The sequence below is a fragment of the Streptomyces lycii genome, assembly GCF_009735685.1.
Taxonomy (GTDB): Bacteria; Actinomycetota; Actinomycetes; order Streptomycetales; family Streptomycetaceae; genus Streptomyces; species Streptomyces lycii.
This window is the reverse complement of record NZ_WHPN01000258.1, coordinates 1-18,762: the sequence shown is the minus strand read 5'-3', so window position 1 is coordinate 18,762 and position 18,762 is coordinate 1. Positions and strand designations below refer to the sequence as shown.

Annotated in this window: 14 protein-coding genes; 8 read left to right on the top strand and 6 right to left on the bottom strand. The window is 73.5% G+C overall.

Annotated features, from left to right (window positions below):
• Nucleotides 1–47 precede the first annotated feature (47 nt).
• Nucleotides 48–2,876, bottom strand: a complete 2,829-nt coding sequence (locus tag GCU69_RS11690; protein ID WP_156205943.1) for a penicillin acylase family protein — start codon at nucleotides 2,874–2,876, stop codon at nucleotides 48–50.
• A gap of 176 nt (nucleotides 2,877–3,052) precedes the next feature.
• Between GCU69_RS11690 and GCU69_RS11685 the strand changes: the two genes are divergently transcribed.
• The 6 genes from GCU69_RS11685 to mscL all read left to right on the top strand — a co-directional run bounded on the left by GCU69_RS11685 (nucleotide 3,053) and on the right by mscL (nucleotide 9,943).
• Entirely contained in the window at nucleotides 3,053–4,561 is a 1,509-nt protein-coding gene (locus tag GCU69_RS11685; protein ID WP_098752363.1) for a potassium/proton antiporter, read from the top strand.
• Nucleotides 4,562–5,407: 846 nt separating this feature from the next.
• Nucleotides 5,408–6,799 (top strand): MFS transporter, encoded by a 1,392-nt coding sequence (locus tag GCU69_RS11680; RefSeq protein ID WP_156205950.1) that lies wholly within the window; start codon nucleotides 5,408–5,410, stop codon nucleotides 6,797–6,799.
• A 67-nt stretch (nucleotides 6,800–6,866) separates the two neighbouring features.
• Nucleotides 6,867–7,250: an FmdB family zinc ribbon protein gene (locus GCU69_RS11675; RefSeq protein WP_098752368.1), complete on the top strand. Its 384-nt coding sequence runs from the start codon at nucleotides 6,867–6,869 to the stop codon at nucleotides 7,248–7,250.
• A gap of 90 nt (nucleotides 7,251–7,340) precedes the next feature.
• The gene (locus GCU69_RS11670; RefSeq protein WP_156205941.1) at nucleotides 7,341–8,240 is read left to right on the top strand and encodes an S-methyl-5'-thioadenosine phosphorylase; all 900 of its coding nucleotides are present in this window, start codon (nucleotides 7,341–7,343) and stop codon (nucleotides 8,238–8,240) included.
• A 961-nt stretch (nucleotides 8,241–9,201) separates the two neighbouring features.
• Nucleotides 9,202–9,351, top strand: coding sequence for a hypothetical protein (locus GCU69_RS11665; protein WP_156205939.1), 150 nt, complete (start codon nucleotides 9,202–9,204; stop codon nucleotides 9,349–9,351).
• A gap of 103 nt (nucleotides 9,352–9,454) precedes the next feature.
• Nucleotides 9,455–9,943: a large conductance mechanosensitive channel protein MscL gene (gene mscL / locus GCU69_RS11660; RefSeq protein ID WP_098752372.1), complete on the top strand. Its 489-nt coding sequence runs from the start codon at nucleotides 9,455–9,457 to the stop codon at nucleotides 9,941–9,943.
• Between the two features lie 604 nt (nucleotides 9,944–10,547).
• Here the strand turns inward: mscL and GCU69_RS11650 are convergent.
• From GCU69_RS11650 to GCU69_RS11635, 4 genes are all read right to left on the bottom strand, one after another.
• Complete coding sequence (locus tag GCU69_RS11650; RefSeq protein WP_156205935.1) at nucleotides 10,548–12,803, bottom strand: fructose-specific PTS transporter subunit EIIC; 2,256 nt, start codon at nucleotides 12,801–12,803, stop codon at nucleotides 10,548–10,550.
• The gene (gene pfkB, locus GCU69_RS11645) at nucleotides 12,796–13,797 is read right to left on the bottom strand and encodes a 1-phosphofructokinase (RefSeq protein ID WP_098752374.1); all 1,002 of its coding nucleotides are present in this window, start codon (nucleotides 13,795–13,797) and stop codon (nucleotides 12,796–12,798) included. The genes GCU69_RS11650 and pfkB overlap by 8 nt, the downstream gene beginning before the upstream one ends.
• On the bottom strand, nucleotides 13,794–14,555 hold the full coding sequence (locus GCU69_RS11640) for a DeoR/GlpR family DNA-binding transcription regulator (protein WP_156205933.1): 762 nt from the start codon (nucleotides 14,553–14,555) through the stop codon (nucleotides 13,794–13,796). Before GCU69_RS11640 ends, pfkB begins: the two co-directional genes overlap by 4 nt.
• Nucleotides 14,556–15,135: 580 nt before the next feature.
• Nucleotides 15,136–16,167, bottom strand: coding sequence for a sigma-70 family RNA polymerase sigma factor (locus tag GCU69_RS11635; RefSeq protein WP_098752376.1), 1,032 nt, complete (start codon nucleotides 16,165–16,167; stop codon nucleotides 15,136–15,138).
• Nucleotides 16,168–16,334: 167 nt separating this feature from the next.
• Here GCU69_RS11635 and GCU69_RS11630 point away from each other — a divergent pair, with 167 nt between their 5' ends.
• A complete protein-coding gene (locus tag GCU69_RS11630; protein ID WP_156205931.1) occupies nucleotides 16,335–16,949 on the top strand; it encodes a GNAT family N-acetyltransferase in 615 nt (204 codons plus the stop codon).
• Nucleotides 16,950–17,197: 248 nt separating this feature from the next.
• Here GCU69_RS11630 and GCU69_RS11625 read toward each other — a convergent pair whose 3' ends face one another.
• On the bottom strand, nucleotides 17,198–17,962 hold the full coding sequence (locus GCU69_RS11625; RefSeq protein WP_156205948.1) for a dioxygenase family protein: 765 nt from the start codon (nucleotides 17,960–17,962) through the stop codon (nucleotides 17,198–17,200).
• Between the two features lie 148 nt (nucleotides 17,963–18,110).
• On the opposite strand from GCU69_RS11625, the gene GCU69_RS11620 reads away from it, so the two are divergent.
• The gene (locus GCU69_RS11620) at nucleotides 18,111–18,611 is read left to right on the top strand and encodes a MarR family winged helix-turn-helix transcriptional regulator (protein WP_098752378.1); all 501 of its coding nucleotides are present in this window, start codon (nucleotides 18,111–18,113) and stop codon (nucleotides 18,609–18,611) included.
• Nucleotides 18,612–18,762: the final 151 nt, after the last annotated feature.

The following is an 18,762-nucleotide window of genomic DNA, read 5'->3' as shown; positions in this document are numbered from 1 at the left end:
GCCCGCCGCCGGGGCCGTCCGTTCCGTTCCGGACCCTTGGGGACCGCTCAGGGAGTGAGCGCCAGGGTGTCCTCCGTGCGCCTCTCGACGGCCTCCTCGGTGAAGGCCCACGGCAGGAGTTCTCCCTTGGCCCACCGCTCGGTCTGGTCGCTGTAGTGGGCGTGGTACGCGTGCCCCGACGCCCCGGTGAGGTTGATCCAGCGGGACTTGTCGAGGTCGTCGAGGTTGACCACCATCCGCATGGACGGCACCCAGACGACCTTGTAGCCCCCGGCCGCGTTCCAGCCGGTCGCGTTGACCGCCGCCTCGCCGCCGCTGAGGTTCCACGGGCCCCGGTTGAGGACCTGCCGCAGCACGCTCGGGCCGTCCTTGCCCAGGGTCTGGTTGTCCAGCGTCAGCTGGTGCAGCCGGCCCCAGCTCCAGCCGTCGATGTCCTTGCCGAGCTTGGCGGTCAGCTCCCAGCGGGCGTCGTCCATGGCGTGCGCCAGCAGCTCGTCGCGGCTCGCGTCACCGGGGTTGCGGCTGGTGCCGGAGGTCTTCCACCAGTGGCTGTCCTCGTCCCCCAGGATCGAGCGGACCACCTCGAACCAGCGGTCGCCACCGTCCGGCTGCGCCTGGTCGGGCGCCCTGGTGCCGCACTCCCGCACCAGCCGGGTGTTGCCCTCCAGGTCCTCCAGCGGCCCGGACTCGTCGGCAGGGCGGACCCGCAGGCACTCGCCGCGCACCCGCAGCTCCTTGGGCAGCTTGTTGCCGAAGGCGAGCTTGAGGGTGTTGCGCCACACCGAGTTGAAGTAGGCGGCGGCGGCCGAGTCGGAGTCCTGGGTGTAGTCCCAGCTCTCCAGCAGCTTCTGGGCCTCGCGGACGTACGGGTCCGAGATGTCGATCTTCAGCAGATACGGCGTCAGCAGCTCGGCGATCTCGCTGCTGTCGTCCATCTGCATGGTCTGCATGTCCTTGGTCGAGATCTTGCCGCCGTCCTTGATCTTCGACTGGATCAGGTCGTTGATCCGCTGGCTGCGGGCCCCGTAACCCCAGTCCTCGGTCAGCAGGTACGGGTACTTCTCCTGGTCGACCACGGCCTGGTTGGCGGTGACGATGTAGCCGCGGTCGGGGTTCAGCTCCCAGGGCAGCGCGGACTGCGGTACGTAACCGGTCCAGCGGTGGCGGGAATCCCATCCCGGGGCGGGGTAGCGGCCGTCGCCCGCGCCGCGGACCGGGATCCGGCCGGGCGCCTGGTACCCGATGTTGCCCTCGGTGTCGGCGTAGATCAGGTTCTGCGACGGGACCTCGAACAGCCGGGCGGCCTCCCGGAACTCGTCGAAGTCCGAGGCCTCGTTCAGCGCGAAGACCGCGTCCATGGAGCGGCCGGGGGTGAGCGCGGTCCAGCGCAGCGAGACGGCGTAGCCGTTGCCGCGGTCGGGGGCGGCGTTGCCGACGGGCGCGGTCTTGCCGACGTCGCCGAGCTCCTCGTTGCGGTCCGAGACGATCGGGCCGTTGCCGGTGGAGCGGACGGTTATCTCGCGGTCGGAACCGCCGGCGACCTTGATGGTCTCCTTGCGCGTCTTGAACGGGCGCCGCTCACCGTCGTAGAGGTAGCCCTCGCTGTTGATCTTCTCCAGATAGAGGTCGGTGACGTCCGCCCCGAGATTCGTCATGCCCCAGGAGATGTCCTGGTTGTGGCCTATGACGACACCGGGCATCCCGGAGAAGGTGAAGCCGGCGGTGTCGAAGCGGCACTTCTCGCTGACCTTCCGGCAGTGCAGGCCCATCTGGTACCAGAGCGAGGGCATCTGCGGCGCGAGGTGCGGGTCGTTGGCGAGCAGCGGCTTGCCGGTGGCGGTGTGCTCGCCGGAGACGACCCAGGAGTTGGAGCCGATGCCGTTGCCGCTGGGGCCGAGCAGGGCCGGGATCTCCTGGATGCTCTCGGAGAGGGCGCTGAGGCCGCTCCGCGCGGCGTCGGCGGCGTCTCCCGCCCCGGCCTGCGCGCCGCCGAGCCCCGTGCCGGTGCCGTCGCCGGCCTGCGCGCCGGTGCCCGTTCCCGTACCGGTGCCGCTGCCCGTACCACCCGCCCCCGTCCCCGTCCCCGCGTCCGCTTCCGCGTCCGAAGCCTTCGGGTCGTACTCCTCCGTGGTCTCGTCGACGGCGCCGTCCTGCACGACCGGCTTGTTCCGGTCGTACGGGTACTCCGGGTACAGATCCTCGATCTGCTCCTTCGACAGCCGGCTCGACAGCAGGGAACGGTCGATCTCGTCCTGGACGTTGCCCCGCAGATCCCATGCCATGGCCTTGAGCCAGGCCACCGAGTCGACCGGCGTCCACTCCTGCGGCTCGTAGTCCGTGCTGAAGCCGAGCGCCGCGTACTCGACGGAGAGCGCCGCGCCCTCGTGGTCCGCCAGATAGGCGTTGACGCCGTCGGAGTACGCCTGGAGGTACTTCTTCGTCCGCTCCGACAGCTTGGTGTCGTACTCCTCCTGCGCGACCTCGCGCCAGCCCAGCGTGCGCAGGAAGGCGTCCGTCGCGATCTGGCTCTCGCCGAACATCTCGGACAGCCGGCCGGCGGTCATGTGGCGCCGGACGTCCATCTCCCAGAAGCGGTCCTGGGCCTGTACGAAGCCCTGGGCGCGGAAGAGGTCCTCGTCGGTGTCGGCGTAGATCTGCGGGATGCCGTGGGCGTCACGCTTGACCTGGACCGGCCCGGACAGGCCCTTGAGCTTGATCGAGCCGGTGGTCTCCGGGAAGGAGGCGCGCACCGTGCTGACGCTCCAGAACGTGCCGTAGCCGACTCCCGCCACGAGCAGCAGCACGACTGCGATCACGAGGAGGCGCGCACGGCCCCTCCTCTTCTTGCCGGAAGGGCCTGTGTTGTTGGCGGGCATCGCTGTCCTTCGCGGGGCAGGGTGGTCCTGGGAGTGCTGGAGCAACTGTAGGCGCAGGCCCGGAGCGCCCCCTACGCGGAGTCATCTCTCCCCGTCCCGCCCGCACCGGCGTCAAGAACCCGTAAAATGTTAGGTAAGGCAATGAACTTCCGCTCGGCCGGGAGACATAGCGGTCGATATCTCAAGAAAGGGTCCGGCCCCTGACTGTCCATCATTTGAATGAACTGCTGCTTGTCTGCTCACTCGTCCTGCTCATCGCGGTCGCCGCGGTCCGGATCTCGTCCCGGAGCGGGCTGCCCAGCCTGCTGATCTATCTCGGCATGGGCGTCCTGATCGGCTCCGACGGCATCGGGATCGACTTCAACGACGCGGAGCTGACCCAGGTGATCGGCTACGCCGCCCTGGTCGTGATCCTCGCCGAGGGCGGCCTCGGCACCAAGTGGCAGGAGATCAAGCCGGCGCTGCCCATGGCCGCCGCGCTGTCAACGGTCGGCGTCGCGGTGAGCGTGGGGGTCACCGCGACGGCCGCGCACCATCTCGTCGGCATGGAATGGCGGCAGGCCCTGATCGTCGGCGCCGTGGTGTCCTCGACCGACGCGGCCGCGGTCTTCTCCGTGCTCCGCCGGGTGCCGCTGCCGCAACGGCTGACGGGCACCCTGGAGGCGGAGTCGGGGTTCAACGACGCCCCCGTGGTGATCATGGTGGTCGCCTTCTCGACGTCCGGACCCATCGAGCACTGGTACGTCCTGCTGGCCGAGGTGCTGCTGGAACTCCTGATCGGCGCGGTCATCGGCCTGGCCGTCGGCTGGCTCGGCGCCCTCGCGCTGCGCCGGGTGGCCCTCCCGGCCTCCGGCCTCTACCCGATCGCGGTCATGGCCATCGCCGTCGCCGCCTACGCCACCGGAGCGCTCGCCCACGGCAGCGGCTTCCTCGCCGTCTACCTCGCCGCGCTGGTCCTCGGCAACGCCCGGCTGCCGCACGCCCCGGCGACCCGCGGTTTCGCCGACGGGCTGGGCTGGATCGCGCAGATCGGCATGTTCGTCCTGCTCGGGCTGCTGGTCACCCCGCACGAACTGGGCGACGACATCCTCCCGGCCCTGGTCATCGGCCTGGTGCTGACGCTGGTCGCCCGGCCGGTCTCCGTCCTGCTGAGCACCGCGCCGTTCGGCAGGCCCTGGCAGGAGAAGGTGCTGATGTCGTGGGCCGGTCTGCGCGGCGCGGTACCGATCGTGCTGGCCACCATCCCGATGGTGGCGCAGGTGCCGGGCAGCGAACGGATCTTCAACGTCGTCTTCCTGCTGGTGATCGTCTACACCCTGGTCCAGGGCCCGACGCTGCCCTGGCTCGGGCGGTGGCTGCGGCTCGGCGACGGCGAGGCCGCGGCCGACCTCGGCATCGAGTCGGCCCCGCTGGAGCGGCTGCGCGGCCATCTGCTGTCGACCACGGTCTCCGAGGAGTCGCGGATGCACGGGGTGGAGGTCTCCGAGCTGCGCCTGCCGGCCGGGGCCGCGGTCACCCTGGTCGTACGGGAGGGCGAGAGCTTCGTACCGAGCCCGACGACCATGCTGCGGCACGGCGACGAACTGCTGGTCGTCGCCACGGACCGGGTCCGGGACACCACCGAGAAGCGGCTGCGGGCAGTGGCCCGGGGCGGCAAGCTGGCGGGCTGGCTCGGTACGGGGTGATGCGGGCGGAGCGGGAAGTTCCGGGTCCGGCCGGACGACCGGGAACGGAATGGACCGGAACGGGTCGGCGCGGCGCGGGCTGAGCCGGTTGGGACCGGCTGGAACGGTGGACCGGCAGGCACGGCAGGCACGGCAGGGTCGGGGACGGGCCGGAGCGGGAGCGGGGCGGGAGCGGGGCGGGAGCGGGGCGGGAGCGGGAGCGCCCGGCGCGGGCTGAAGGGGCCGGTGACCGGCTGGGCGGGGGCTGAAGGGGCCGGTGACCGGCTGGGCGGGGGACAAGTCGGCCCGGCCGGTACGCCGTCCCGGCCGGGCCACCGGCTCGGGCAGTGCGGCCGCCGTCACCGGGCGGAGGCCCCGACGCGCCCCGTACGTCCGGGTGCCCGGGGGCGCGGGGCCTGCGCCCGGACGGTGCCTCGCGCGCCCCCTGTACGATGGCGGGGCAAGTGACACATCCCCCTGCCTGACGCAGAGCTGGCGCGACCGCCCGGCGGCCTCGGTCCCCGACCCTCCCGCGATCCCGGATCTCCGGACTCCCCGGATGCCCTGGATCTCCTGGATTCCCGGATGTTCCGGGTCCTCCGGGTTCCCGCGGAGGTGCGGACGGACCCGGTATCTACCCCGGTCCTGCGCAAGAGGACAGTTCTCGGCCCACCGCTCCGGTCTCCCGGCCCGCGGTGCGCTACCAGGCGGCAGAAAGGCACGGCCGTGGCGACCACGGTCACCGACGACACCGCCGGCGCGCAGACTCCCGGCACCCCGGCATCCGGCACACGGGCGTCCGGGACGCAGCCGCCCGGCTCCCGGACGTCCGGCACCGCCGCTCCCCGGCGCCCCGGCTACGGACAACTGCTGCGTACGCCCGGCGCCTGGTCGTTCCTGCTCCCCGGCTTCGCCGCCCGGCAGCCGTTCGCGATGCTCACCATCGGGATCGTGCTGCTGGTCGAGCACACCACCGGCTCGTACGGCACGGCGGGCGCGGTGGCTGCCGTCACCGGCGTCTCCATGGCCCTGTTCGCCCCGCAGAGCGGCAAGCTCGCGGACCGGCTCGGGCAGGCCGCGGTGCTCGTACCGGGCGTCCTGGTGCACGGGGCGTCCGTCGCGCTGCTGACGGCGCTCGCCCTGGCGGACGCGCCCCTGTGGGCGCTGTTCGCGGCCGCGGTCCCGGCCGGGGCCTCGGTGCCCCAGGTGGGGCCGATGGTGCGGGCCAGGTGGACGACGGCACTGGACCCGGCGTCCGCGGACCCGTCGTCCGCGCGGCCGGCGTCCGCGGACACGGGCTCTGCCGGGGGCGCCTCCGCCGGGACGGCCGCTGCCGGGACGGGCGACCCGGACGGCCGTTCCCGGAAGCGGTCGCCCCTGCTGGCGACCGCGGCCGCGTTCGAGTCGGTCACCGACGAGTTCACCTTCGTCGTGGGCCCCGTACTCGCGACCGCGCTCTGCACCTCCGTCCACCCGGCGGGCGGACTGGTGGCCGAAGCCGTGCTGACCGTGACCGGCGGACTGCTGTTCGCGGCGCAGCGCCGCACCCAGCCGCCCCCGCACCGGACGGCACGGGGCGGACGCGGCGCCTCCGCGGCGGGCGGCGCGGAAGGCCCCACGGCGGGGCGGAAGCGGCCGGTCTCGGCACTGTCCGTGCCCGGTGTGCGCGTGCTCGCGGTGGTGTTCCTCGGCATCGGCTCGGTCTTCGGCGGGATGCAGGTCTCGCTGACCGCGTTCACCGAGGAGATCGGCCAACCGGGCCTCAACGGCCTGCTCTACGGCACGTTCGCCGCCGGGAACATGCTGGCCGGACTCGCCTGCGGCGCGATCGCCTGGCGCGGCTCGGCACGGCGGCGGCTGCTGACGGCGTACGCGGTGCTGGCTCTGGCGACGTCCTTCCTGTGGGCCCCGGGGGCTCCGCTGCCGCTGGCCGCGCTCGGCCTGCTGGTGGGCCTGTGCATCGCCCCGGCGATGATCACCGGTTACACGCTGGTCGAGTCGCTGGTTCCGGCGAGCGCCCGTACGGAGGCGTTCACCTGGCTGACCGGGGCGGTCGCGCTGGGGCAGGCGACGGCGGTCACCGCCTCCGGCCGGCTCGCCGACACCTTCGGGGCGAGCGCGGGCTTCACGGTGCCGCTGGCGGGCACGGCGCTCGCCCTGGCGGTCGCCGTGACCCTGCGCGGGCGCCTCCTACCGGCGCACGCGGGGCGCACGGTGACGGGTGGTCTGCATCACCGAACGCCGGTCACAGTGGACTGATCCCGTGGAATGCTGCACTATGGATCGTCGTTAGCACTCAACGAGTGAGAGTGCCAGGAGGAAGCAAGTGCCGACCTATCAGTACCAGTGCACCGAGTGCGGCGAGGGCCTCGAGGCGGTGCAGAAGTTCACCGACGAGGCGCTCACGGAGTGTCCCGCCTGCGAGGGGCGCCTGCGCAAGGTGTTCTCCGCGGTCGGCGTCGTCTTCAAGGGCTCCGGCTTCTACCGGACGGACAGCCGCAGCGCGTCGTCCGGCAGCAGCACGGCGAAGTCCTCGGCCTCCAAGAGCGACAGCGGATCGTCCTCCGCCGCGTCCTCCTCGGACTCCTCCTCGAGCGGCTCCTCCTCGGGCAGCTCTTCCTCGTCGTCTTCGTCCTCCTCCTCGGGCTCCTCGTCCTCCTCGGCGAAGTCGTCGAGCAGCGGATCGGCCGCCGGCAGCTCCGCCGCCTGACCCGCACCGATCCACCTCCGGGACCCCGCACCCGCCGGCCGGCGGGACCGCGGGGTCCTCGGCGTGTCCGTCCCGCCATAGGGTGACCGCATGGCGGAGATCCTTGACGAACGCGAACACGAACACGAACGCGCTGACGAGCACGTACGCGGGACGGGCCCCCGGGCGGAGATCGGTGTCATCGGCGGATCGGGGTTCTACTCCTTCCTCGACGACGTGACCGAAATCACGGTCGACACTCCCTACGGAGAGCCCAGCGACTCCCTCTTCCTCGGTGAGATCGCGGGCCGCAGCGTCGCCTTCCTCCCCCGGCACGGCCGCAAGCACCACCTGCCGCCGCACCGGATCAACTACCGGGCGAACCTCTGGGCGCTGCGTTCCCTCGGCGTGCGCCAGGTGCTGGGCCCGTGCGCCGTGGGCGGGCTCCGGGAGGAGTACGGACCGGGCACGCTGCTCGTTCCGGACCAGCTCGTGGACCGTACGAAGGCCCGTGCGCAGACGTTCTACGACGGCGAGGCGCTCCCCGACGGCTCGGTGCCGAACGTCGTCCACCTCACCTTCGCCGATCCGTACTGCCCGGTGGGCCGGAAGGCAGCGGTCGCCGCGGCCCGGGGGCGCGACTGGGAGCCGGTGGACGGCGGGACGCTCGTGGTGATCGAGGGCCCGCGCTTCTCCACCCGGGCCGAATCCCGCTGGCATGCGGGGCAGGGCTGGTCGGTGGTCGGCATGACCGGGCACCCGGAGGCGGTGCTGGCCCGCGAACTCGGGCTCTGCTACACCTCGATGACGCTGGTCACGGACCTGGACGCGGGGGCCGAGACGGGCGAGGGCGTCTCGCACGAGGAGGTGCTGCGGGTGTTCGCGGCCAATATCGGACGGCTGCGACCGGTGCTGTTCGACGCGGTCGCGGGACTGCCGGAGACGGGGGCACGGAACTGCCTGTGCTCCACGGCGCTGAACGGGCTGGACACGGGGATCACGCTGCCGTAGTCGGGCGGGGGCCGCGGCCACGGCCGGGCGAGGGTCCGCGGGTCGCGCTTGTACGGCCGGAAGACCTCGGTGCCGCCGGCCCTGACCAGCGGATGCCGGAAGCGCACGGCGCGGGGCCGCAGTTGCCGGCGCGGAGCGGGCCACGGTTGCCGACGCCGGGCTCCCCGACTGCTCGGAGGGCACGGCGGGGTGGGTCCTCGCGGTGCCGGTGCCGGTGCGGAGGGACTGAGGGGCGGCGGGTCGGAGAGGCAGCGGGCCGGCTGGTCGGCGGCCTTCGGCCGGGGTGAGTTCGCCCGTGCGGGTGGCCGGGTTTTCCACAACCGGTGGGTAGTCCACAGCCCTCAGCGGGGCGGGCGCAGAGCGGGCATCGTGACGGGCGAACGACTCCGGCCCACTCCTTCGCAGCAGGTGATGCCCCATGTCCGCTCCGCTCCGCACACGTCGCCGGCCCGCCCCTGACGCGCTCCCCCGTTACGGCGTCCCTCCCGAGCCCGGTCCGCCCGCGCGCACCGGGGAGGCCGAACCCTGGGAGCCCGGGGAGCCCGGGGAGCCCGGTCCACCCGTGCGCACCTGGAGGCCCGGGGAGCCCGGTACGCCCGTGCGCCCCTGGGAGCCCGGGGAGCCATGGCCGGCTTCCGATGCCCGGCACGCGGAGGCGCGGCCGTCGTGGGCCGTCGGAGAGCCCGCGGTGGCCGGCGCGACCGGGCCTCCACCGCCCGTTCCCCGGTGGCCCGACCCCGAGGCGCCCCAGTCCCGGCCACCCGATCAGCGGTGGCCCGATCCCGGGCCGTCCGCACCTCCGCTGCCCGCCCCGGGGTCGTCCGTACCTCCGGATCCAGATCCCGGGCCGCCCGTGCCCCCGCTGCCCGATCCCGAGTGGTCCGTGCCCCCGCTGCCCGCCCCCGAGTCGTCCGTGCCCCCGCTGCCGGTTCCTCCGCTGCCGGTTCCTCCGCTGTGCGGGGTGCCGGAGTTCGGTCCGCTGCGGCCCGGTGCCGGGCGGCTGTGGTGGTGGCGCCGTGCCGTGCGACGGCGCGGGGCGGCCGCGGTGGCCTCGACCATGTCGGCGGCGGTCCTGATGTCAGCTGCTTACGAGAAGTTCACCGGTACGTGAGGAGCGGACTGGACAGCACACTCCCGACTCCGCGTACATTGCCGACCGACAACTCACCGGAATAAGTAATTCCGATCATCGTCTGCCGAGAAAGAGGCTCTGCGTGAGCGAGGAGAAGGAAAGCGTGTGGGAGGGCTTCAAGGCCTTCCTGATGCGCGGGAACGTCATCGACCTGGCGGTCGCCGTCGTCATCGGCGCGGCGTTCACCAATGTCGTGAACTCGGTCGTGAAGGGCCTCATCAACCCGATCGTCGGCGCCTTCGGCACCAAGGACCTGGACAAGTACCAGTCCTGCCTGGAGGGCCCCTGTGAGACCAACGAGCTGGGCGAGGTCGTCAGCGGTGTCCCGATCATGTGGGGCACGGTGCTGAGCGCGACCCTCAGCTTCCTGATCACCGCAGCCGTCGTCTATTTCCTGATGGTCCTGCCGATGGCGAAGTACCTCGCGCGCCGGGCCGCCCGGATGAAGAAGGCCGAGGAGGAGCATGCCGAGGCGGAGGCCGCGGAGATCGTGCTGCTGCGGGAGATCCGGGACGAGCTGATCGCCCAGCGCGGCGGTTCCGGCACGGAGGCCGTCCCACCGCGGGAGTGACCCAGCGGCCGCGGGCGCCGTCGAACGGGCTCGGCCTCAGATCCCGGACCTCAGATGTGGTGCGGGGGCTTCTCGTCGAGGAAACGGGCGAGATCGGCGGCGCCGCCACCGGACGCGGGACGGTCTCCCCAGCCCGCGTCGGTGTCGTCGGCGGAGGGCCGCGACAGCGGATCGTCGAAGACGAGCGCGGCGGCGGAATCTAGCGGAAGGGAATCCCGCCGGGCGGGCCCGGAAGGTGCGGGCCCGGAAGGCGCAGGCCCGGAAGGCGCCGGACCGGAAGACGCGGAACCGGGAACCGCCGGACCGGAAGGCGCGGAACCGGGAACCGCCGGACCGGAAGACGCGGAACCGGGAACCGCCGGACCGGAAGGCGCGAGTTCGGGACGTGCGGGACCGGAACGGGCCGGGCCCGAGGACTCCCGGTCCGAGCCCGCCGGCCCGGAGTTCGCCGGACCGGCGGCCTCGGAGGAGCCGGAAGGCGCAGGCTCGGAACCCGAAGGCGCGGGCTCGGAGCCGGAAGGCGCGGGCTCGGGCTCGGGATCGGGATCGGGCCCGGGCCGGGACGGTGCCGGCCCGGCAGATCCGGGCCGTGAAGCGGAGGTACTCACCCCTTCAGGGTACGGCCGTCGGCGGGTGCGACCGTTCGCATCTGCTTGAGCAGGAGCACCAGCGCGGCGGTGACCGCCGTGCCCGCCGCCACCGCGACAAGGTAGAGCAGCGGTCCGCCGATCAGGGGCACCACGAACGCGCCTCCGTGCGGGGCCCTCAGCGTCGAGCCGAAAGCCATCGACAGGGCCCCGGTGACGGCACCGCCCGCCATCGCGGACGGAATGACACGCAGCGGGTCGGCCGCCGCGAAGGGGATCGCTCCCTCGGTGATGAAGGAGGCTCCCAGCACCCACGCCGCCTTGCCGTTCTCCCGTTCCGCCGGGGTGAAGAGCTTGCCGCGCAGGGTGGTGGCGACCGCCATCGCCAGCGGAGGCACCATGCCGGCCGCCATGACCGCGGCCATCACCTTGAGGCTGCCGCTGTTGGGGTCCGCGAGGCCGCCGACGGCGAAGGCGTAGGCGACCTTGTTGAGCGGGCCGCCGAGGTCGAAGCACATCATCAGGCCGAGCACGATGCCGAGGATCACCGCGTTGAATCCGGAGAGGCTGCCCAGCCAGTCGGTCAGGGCCCGCTGGAGGGCCGCGATCGGCTCGCCGATCACCACGAACATCAGAAAGCCGACGACCGCCGAGCCGATCAGCGGGATGACCAGCACCGGCATGATGCCGCGCAGCGACGGCGGGATCGAGACCCGCTGGATCGCGGTGACCACCCCGCCGGCGACGAGCCCCGCGACCAGACCGCCGAGGAAGCCCGCCTCGATGGTGACGGCGACGGCGCCGCCGACGAAGCCGGGGACGAGCCCGGGCCGGTCCACCATGCCGTAGGCGATGTAGCCGGCGAGCACCGGCACCAGGAAGCCGAACGCGGCGCCGCCGATCTGGTTGAGCAGCGCGGCCCAGCTCTCCGTCTCGGTCCATACGAAGTGTTCGGCCACGGACTTGGCGTCGGCGATCTCGTAGCCGCCGAGTGCGAAGGAGAGCGCGATGAGGAGTCCGCCCGCCGCGACGAACGGCACCATGTAGCTCACGCCGCTCATCAGATAGCGGCGGAGCCGCGAGCCGTACCCCTCCCCCGAACCGGAACCGGAACCGGCACCCGAACCGGCACCGGCACCGGAGTCGTCGGTCGCTTCTCCGGCGTCGGCGGGGGCTGCTGTGGCCTCGCCCCGTTCGGCCTTGGCGCGGACCTCGGCGACCAGTTCGGCGGAACGGTTGACGGCGGCCTTCACCCCGACGTCGACGGTGGGCTTCCCGGCGAACCGGGACTTCTCCCGGACCTCCACGTCGTGGGCGAAGATCACGCCGTCGGCGGCGGCGATCACGGCCGGGTCCAGCCTGGTGAAGCCGGCGGACCCCTGCGTCTCGACCACGACTTCGGCCCCGGCCTCCCGCCCGGCGCGCTCCAACGCCTCGGCGGCCATGTAGGTGTGCGCGATACCGGTCGGGCAGGAGGTGACGGCCACGATGCGGAACGGCTGTGCGTCCGCGGCCGGTTCACCGTCCGGCGCGGGCTCACGGCCCGCTGCCGCGGCCTGCCCGCTCACCGGGTCCGACTCGTTCGACGCGACGGGCTCCCCCGCCGCGGCCGGCTGCCCCGCCGGGCGCGGCCCGCCCGCGGAGACCCCGTCCGCCGGCGCCCGGCCCTCCGAGGTCCCGTCCGCCGCCGCCCGGCCCGCCGAAGTCCCGTCCGCCGACGTCCTGTGCGCCGACGTCCTGTGCGCCGACACCCGGTCCTCCCCCGAAGCCCGGTCCTCCGGAATCCCGTCCGCCGAGGTCCCGTCCGCCGAGGCGGCCGCGGACGACGGCTCGTCGCCGCGGATCAGGGCCGCGGCCGCCGCCGCCCCGGTGGCGGTGCGGAGCGCCGTGGTGAAGTCGGCGTCCATCAGCCGCCGGGCCAGGCCGGACAGGATGGACAGATGGTCGGCGTCCCCGCCCGCCGGGGCGGCTATGAGGAACACCAGGTCGGCAGGGCCGCCGTCGGCTGCGCCGAAGTCGATGCCGTCCGCGCTCCGCCCGAAGGCGAGCGTCGGCTCGGTGACGTGAGCGCTGCGGCAGTGCGGGATGCCGATTCCGCCGTCGAGACCGGTCGGCATCTGCGCCTCGCGGGCGGCCACGTCCGCGAGGAAGCCGTCGACGTCGGTGACGCGGCCCGCGGCTGCCATGCGCTCGGCGAGCGACCTGGCGGCGGCTTCCTTGGTCTGCGCGGCCAGGTCGAGATCGACCAGGTCCGCGGTGATCAGCTCACTCATCTCGCGGCTCCGTTGCTGAGGCACCGCCCGGGCGGGGGCGGCTGGGGGAAGGGACCGGCTCGGTCAGCGGGCGGTCGTACGGGATGCCGGTGGTCGTGGTGACCGCGGCGGGGTCGAGGTCGCCGGGGGACGGCATGACGCTGCCGGGCAGCCGGACGGCGGCGGCTCCGTGTGCCAGGGCCGCGGCCAGCGCACCGGGCCCCTCCCCGCCGGAACCGAGGAAGCCGGCCAGGGAGGCGTCGCCCGCGCCGACGTTGCTGCGGACGACCTCGGTGCGGGCGCTGCCGTGCAGCACTCCGGAGGCGCCGACCAGCAGTTGGCCGTCGGCCCCGAGGCTGGCGAGGACGGCACGGGCGCCGCGGTCGCACAGCTCGCGCGCCGCCGCGACCGCGTCGCCGACGGTCATCAGCGGCCGGCCGGTGGCCTCGGCCAGTTCCCCGGCGTTCGGCTTGACGACGTCGGGCCGGGCGGCGAGCGCGGCCGTCAGCGCGGGGCCGGAGGTGTCGAGGGCGACGCGGGTCCCGGCGCGGTGGGCGCGGGCGACCAGTTCGGCGTACCACTCGGGCGGCAGGCCGCGCGGCAGGCTGCCGCAACAGGCGATCCAGGAGGCGTCGGCGGCGTGCACCCGGACGGTTTCCAGGAGCGCCTCGGACTCGGAGGCGGAGAGTTCCGGCCCGGCCGCGTTGATCTTCGTCAGGGTGCCGTCGGGCTCGGCGACGGAGATGTTGGAGCGGGTGTGGCCGAGGACGGGCACCCCGGCGACCGGGATGCCCTCCTCGCCGAGCAGGGCCGTGACCACCGCTCCCGCGGGCCCGCCGAGGGGCATCACCGCGACGGTGCGGTGCCCGGCGGCGGCGACCGCCCGGGAGACGTTGACGCCCTTGCCGCCGGGGTCCATCCGGTCGGCGGTGGCGCGCAGCACCTCGCCCCGGGCGAGTGCGGGGACCTCGTACGTACGGTCGAGGCTGGGGTTGGGGGTGACGGTGAGGATCATGCGCGCACCACTTCCGTGCCCCCGTGTTCGATGGCGAGGGCTTCCTCGGCCGTGAGCCCGGTGTCGGTGACGAGCAGGTCGACGTCGGACAGGTCGCCGAAGCGGGCGAAGTGCTGCTGCCCGTGCTTGGCGGAGTCGGCGAGCAGCACGACCCGGCGGGCGGCGCCGATCGCGGCCCGTTTGACGGCGGCCTCGGCCAGGTCGGGGGTGGTGAGCCCGCCGTCGGCGGAGAAGCCGTTGGTGGCGAGGAAGAGGACGTCGGCCTTGATCTCGCCGTACGCGCGCAGCGCCCAGGCGTCGACGGCCGCGCGGGTGCGGTGGCGGACCCGCCCGCCGACGAGGTGCAGGGCGATGCCGGGGTGGTCGGCGAGCCGGGCCGCGACGGGCAGCGCGTGGGTGACGACGGTGAGCGCCGCCTCGACCGGAATGGCGGCGGCGAGCCGGGCGGCGGTGGTGCCCGCGTCGAGGATGACGCTGCCCTCGGCCGGCACCTCGGCGACCGCCGCGCGCGCGATGCGGTCCTTCTCGTCGGCGGCGACGGTGTCGCGCTCGGCGAGGTCCGGCTCGAAGTCGAGGCGACCCGCCGGGATGGCACCGCCGTGCACCCGGCGGAGCAGCCCGGCCCGGTCGAGCGCCTTCAGGTCGCGCCGCACGGTCTCCGCGGTGACCTGGAACTCCTCGGCGAGGGAGAGCACGTCGACCCGGCCGCCCTCGCGGGCGAGACGGAGGATCTCCTGCTGGCGCTCCGGTGCGTACATGTGGGATTGGGTCCGTTCTGTGCCCGGTCGTGTGACTTCTCTGCGAGATTACGGCCATGGATCAGGAAAGTAAACACGTTCGGGCATGAACGGGCACAGAGTCAGGCGGGGCAGGGCCGTGCAGGGGCCAAGGGCGTGCGGGGAGCCGCGGGCGTGCGGAGGCACGGGGCGGGCAAAGGCGCGCAGGCGCAGGGACGCCGGCCGTGACCGGAGGCGAAGCCGGGACCGGAGGCGAAGCCGGGACCGGAGGCGAAGCCGGGACCGAGCGAGCCGAGCCGTCACCGGGCCCAGCCATGGACCGGGCCGAGCCGCGGACCGGGCCGCGGACCCGGCAGCACAGCAGCCCGGCACGACCGCCGACCCGGCACGACCGCGGACCCGGCACGACCGCGGACCGTGCGCGCGGAGCCGCGGCCCGGCGCCCGACACCCGGTGCGCCCGAGACCGGCGCCCGAGACCCGACACCCGGCGCCCGGAGCGCAGCCGGCACGGACACGAGAGAGCCCCGACGCCGGGGGGAAGGCGCCGGGGCTCGTCCGGGGGTCCCGGTGACCGCGCTCGGCGGGCCGGGACCGGTGCGTCACGCCGCCGCGTCGAAGCCGGTGTCGCGGGCCAGCTTCTTCAGCTCCAGCAGCGCGTGCTTCTCGATCTGCCGGATCCGCTCCCGGGTCAGCCCGTGCTGCTTGCCGACCTCGGTGAGGGTGCGCTCCTTGCCGTCCTCGATGCCGTACCGCATCTTGATGATCGACGCGGTGCGGTCGTCGAGCTTGCCGATCAGGCCGTCCAACTCCTCGCGGCGCAGCATGACCATCACGGACTGCTCGGGCGAAGCGGCGGATGTGTCCTCCAGCAGGTCGCCGAACTGGGTCTCGCCCTCGTCGTCGACCGACATGTTGAGGCTGACCGGGTCGCGCGCCCAGTCCAGCACGTCGGAGACGCGCTCGGGCTTGCTGCCCAGCTCCGCGGCGATCTCCGCGTGCTCCGGTTCGCGGCCGTGCTCGCGGTTGAACTCGCGCTGCACGCGCCGGATCCGGCCCAGTTCCTCGACGAGGTGTACGGGAAGCCGGATGGTGCGGGACTGGTCGGCGATGGACCGGGTGATCGCCTGGCGGATCCACCAGGTGGCGTACGTGGAGAACTTGAAACCCTTGCGGTAGTCGAACTTCTCCACCGCGCGCACCAGACCGGCGTTGCCCTCCTGGATCAGGTCGAGCAGCGGCAGCCCGCTGCGCGGGTAACGACGCGCCACGGCGACGACGAGCCGGAGGTTGGAGCGGATGAAGACGTCCTTGGCCCGCTCGCCGGCCTCCGCGAGGGCCTCCAGCTCCTCGCGTCGGGCGCCCGCGGCGTTGACCTCGGGCGCGGCCGGGTCGTCGTCCGGACCGCCGACCAAGCCGTCGAGGATCTGCCGGGCGTAGACACCCGCCTCGACGGTCTGCGACAGCTCGACCTCCTTGGCGGCGTCGAGCAGGGGAGTGCGCGCGATCTCGTCCAGATACATGCCGACCAGGTCGCGGTCGGCGATCTCCCCGCCTACGGCGCGAACACTGTTGGCCCTGTCCGTCCCACCGGTGTCGGCGGACTGACGACGGGCGACGGCACGGGTTGCCATGCGTGCTCCCTTACGTTGAGTAGGTCGCGGTTCCTTGGCGGACGTACACCCACCTGGGTGCCCGCTCCGATGGAAACAACGACTGGAATCCGGACAGAATTCCCATGCCGCCCGCCAATTTTTCCGATCATGCAGTACCCTGTGCAGCCACACGGAGGGGCCGAGCCATGCCGCAGGGTGGGGAAGTGCAGGTCAGGCCGGGCCGTGAGGACGACCTCGAGGCGCTGACGGACCTCTACAACCACTACATCCGTGAGACGCCCGTCACGTTCGACACGGTGCCGCTCACCCCGGAACAGCGACGCCCGTGGTTGCACTCCCACCCCAAGGACGGCCCGCACCGCCTTTTGGTTGCCACGGAAATCCCCGGGCCGGGCCCGGGGACGGACCCGGGCGCCGGTTCCGGCACGGACCGGGGGACGCGCTGCGGCACCGGCTCCGGTACGGAACCGGGCCCGGGCGAGCGGATTCTCGGCTACGCCACCAGCAGCCCGTTCCGTCCGAAGCCCGCGTACGGCACCTCGGTCGAGACGACCGTGTACTGCGCCCCGGACGCGCTCGGCCGGGGCGTCGGCTCCCTGCTCTACACCAGGCTGTTCGAGGAACTGGCGGGCGAGGACCTGCGCCGGGCGTACGCGGGGATCGCGCTGCCCAACGCCGCCTCGGTCCGGCTGCACGAGCGCTTCGGGTTCGGCCCGGTGGGCACCTTCCACGAGGCGGGCCGGAAGTTCGGCCGGTACTGGGACGTCGCCTGGTTCGAACGGCGGTGCGGCGCCGCCTGACGACCCCCTCGGCCCGCGCCCGCGCGTTCCCCCTCGTCCACCCACACCTCCGCCTTCGCGCCCCCTTCGGCCGCGGAACGCGGACGACCGCCGGACGCCGGAGCCCGGCAGCCCACGCCCACCGGCAGCCCACGCCCACCGGCAGCCCACGCCCACCGGCAGCCCACGCCCACCGGCAGCCCACGCCCACCGGCAGCCCACGCCCACCGGCAGCCCACGCCCACCGGCTTGCGGGCGGCCGCCCGCCCTCAGCCGAACTGCACCGACCGCTTCGCCAGCCCCATCCAGAAGCCGTCGATCACGCTGCGCCCGCCGTCCAGGTCACCGGCGGCGTCGGCCGCACCCAGCGTGACGAACAGCGGCGCGAAGTGCTCCGTACGGGGATGGGCCAGCCGGCCGGCCGGGGACTTGTGCCGGAAGTCCAGCAGCGCGTCGACGTCCAGGTCCGCCAGGGCCCGCCGCCCCCAGTCGTCGAACTCCGCCGACCAGGCCGGCACCCCGCTCCCGTCCCGGAGCGCCGCCAGGTTGTGCGTGAAGAAGCCGCTGCCGACGATGAGCACGCCCTCGTCGCGGAGCGGCGCCAGCTTGCGCCCGACGTCCAGCAGCCGCCGCGGCTCCAGCGTCGGCAGGGACATCTGGAGTACGGGGATGTCGGCGTCCGGGAACATCTCGACGAGCGGGACGTACGCCCCGTGGTCGAGGCCGCGGTCGGGAAAGTCCCGCACCGGGGTGTCGGCGGCGCGCAGGGTCCCGCGCACGCGCTCGGCGAGTCCGGGTGCGCCGGGGGCGGCGTACCGGACGCCGTAGTAACGCTCCGGGAAGCCCCAGAAGTCGTACACGAGCGGAACCGTCCGGGTGGCCCCGAGCGCGAGCGGGGCCTCCTCCCAGTGGGCGGAGACGACGAGGATCGCGCTCGGGCGGGGCAGTCCGGCGGACCAGGCGGCCAGCTCGCCGGGCCAGACGGGGTCGTCGGCGAGCGGCGGGGCGCCGTGGCTGAGGTAGAGAGCGGGCATGCGGCCGCCGGGTGCGGTGGTGGTCACGGGGTTTTCCTCCCGGTCGGGGTCCGGCCCGCGAGCCGGGCAGATGCTTGATGTTTCAAGTTCCTCCCTCAGCCTACCGGCCCTTCATTTAAGTTTCAATGAAATCCCGTACCATGGAGCCATGACGAAGACACCGGACGGCGAGCCCCGTTGGCTCAGCGAGCAGGAGCAGTGCACCTGGCAGTCCTTCCTGCACGCGACCGCGCTGCTGGACGACCATCTGGACCGCCAGCTCCAGCGCGACGCCCGGATGCCGCACGTCTACTACGGCCTGCTGGTCAAGCTCGCCCAGGCGCCGGACAGCCGGATGCGGATGACCGAGCTGGCCCGGGACGCCAAGATCACGCGCTCCCGGCTGTCGCACGCGGTCGCCCGGCTGGAGAAGAACGGCTGGGTGCGCCGCGAGGAGTGCCCGGCGGACAAGCGCGGGCAGTTCGCCGTGCTGACCGACGCGGGCACCGAGGTGCTGCGGGACGCCGCGCCGGGCCATGTGGCCGCCGTACGGGCCGCGCTGTTCGACCGCCTCACCCCCGAGCAGGTCGAGCAGCTCGGCGAGATCTGCCGCACCGTCGCCGAGGGGCTCCAGCCGGAGAGCGGCGCCGATCTGCCCTGGCTGCGCTGAGCGGCCCGGCCGGGGCACGCCCCGGGCCGGCGGGCCCGGGGCAACCACCGGCCCGGACCCGGTACCCCTGCCGGTTCCGGCCGGGAACGCGCGAAGGGCCTCGCTCCCCCCGAAGCGAGGCCCTTCGCCGTATCCGCGGCCACACACCGCG

What these genes read in the sequence shown, in the direction of transcription:
- pfkB (WP_098752374.1), bottom strand. Translation starts at nt 13,797, where the DNA reads ATGATCCTCACCGTCACCCCCAACCCCAGCCTCGACCGTACGTACGAG.
- GCU69_RS11690 (WP_156205943.1), bottom strand. Translation starts at nt 2,876, where the DNA reads ATGCCCGCCAACAACACAGGCCCTTCCGGCAAGAAGAGGAGGGGCCGT.
- GCU69_RS11650 (WP_156205935.1), bottom strand. Translation starts at nt 12,803, where the DNA reads ATGAGTGAGCTGATCACCGCGGACCTGGTCGATCTCGACCTGGCCGCG.
- GCU69_RS11640 (WP_156205933.1), bottom strand. Translation starts at nt 14,555, where the DNA reads ATGTACGCACCGGAGCGCCAGCAGGAGATCCTCCGTCTCGCCCGCGAG.
- GCU69_RS11670 (WP_156205941.1), top strand. Translation starts at nt 7,341, where the DNA reads ATGGCGGAGATCCTTGACGAACGCGAACACGAACACGAACGCGCTGAC.
- GCU69_RS11625 (WP_156205948.1), bottom strand. Translation starts at nt 17,962, where the DNA reads ATGCCCGCTCTCTACCTCAGCCACGGCGCCCCGCCGCTCGCCGACGAC.
- GCU69_RS11635 (WP_098752376.1), bottom strand. Translation starts at nt 16,167, where the DNA reads ATGGCAACCCGTGCCGTCGCCCGTCGTCAGTCCGCCGACACCGGTGGG.
- GCU69_RS11620 (WP_098752378.1), top strand. Translation starts at nt 18,111, where the DNA reads ATGACGAAGACACCGGACGGCGAGCCCCGTTGGCTCAGCGAGCAGGAG.
- GCU69_RS11630 (WP_156205931.1), top strand. Translation starts at nt 16,335, where the DNA reads ATGCCGCAGGGTGGGGAAGTGCAGGTCAGGCCGGGCCGTGAGGACGAC.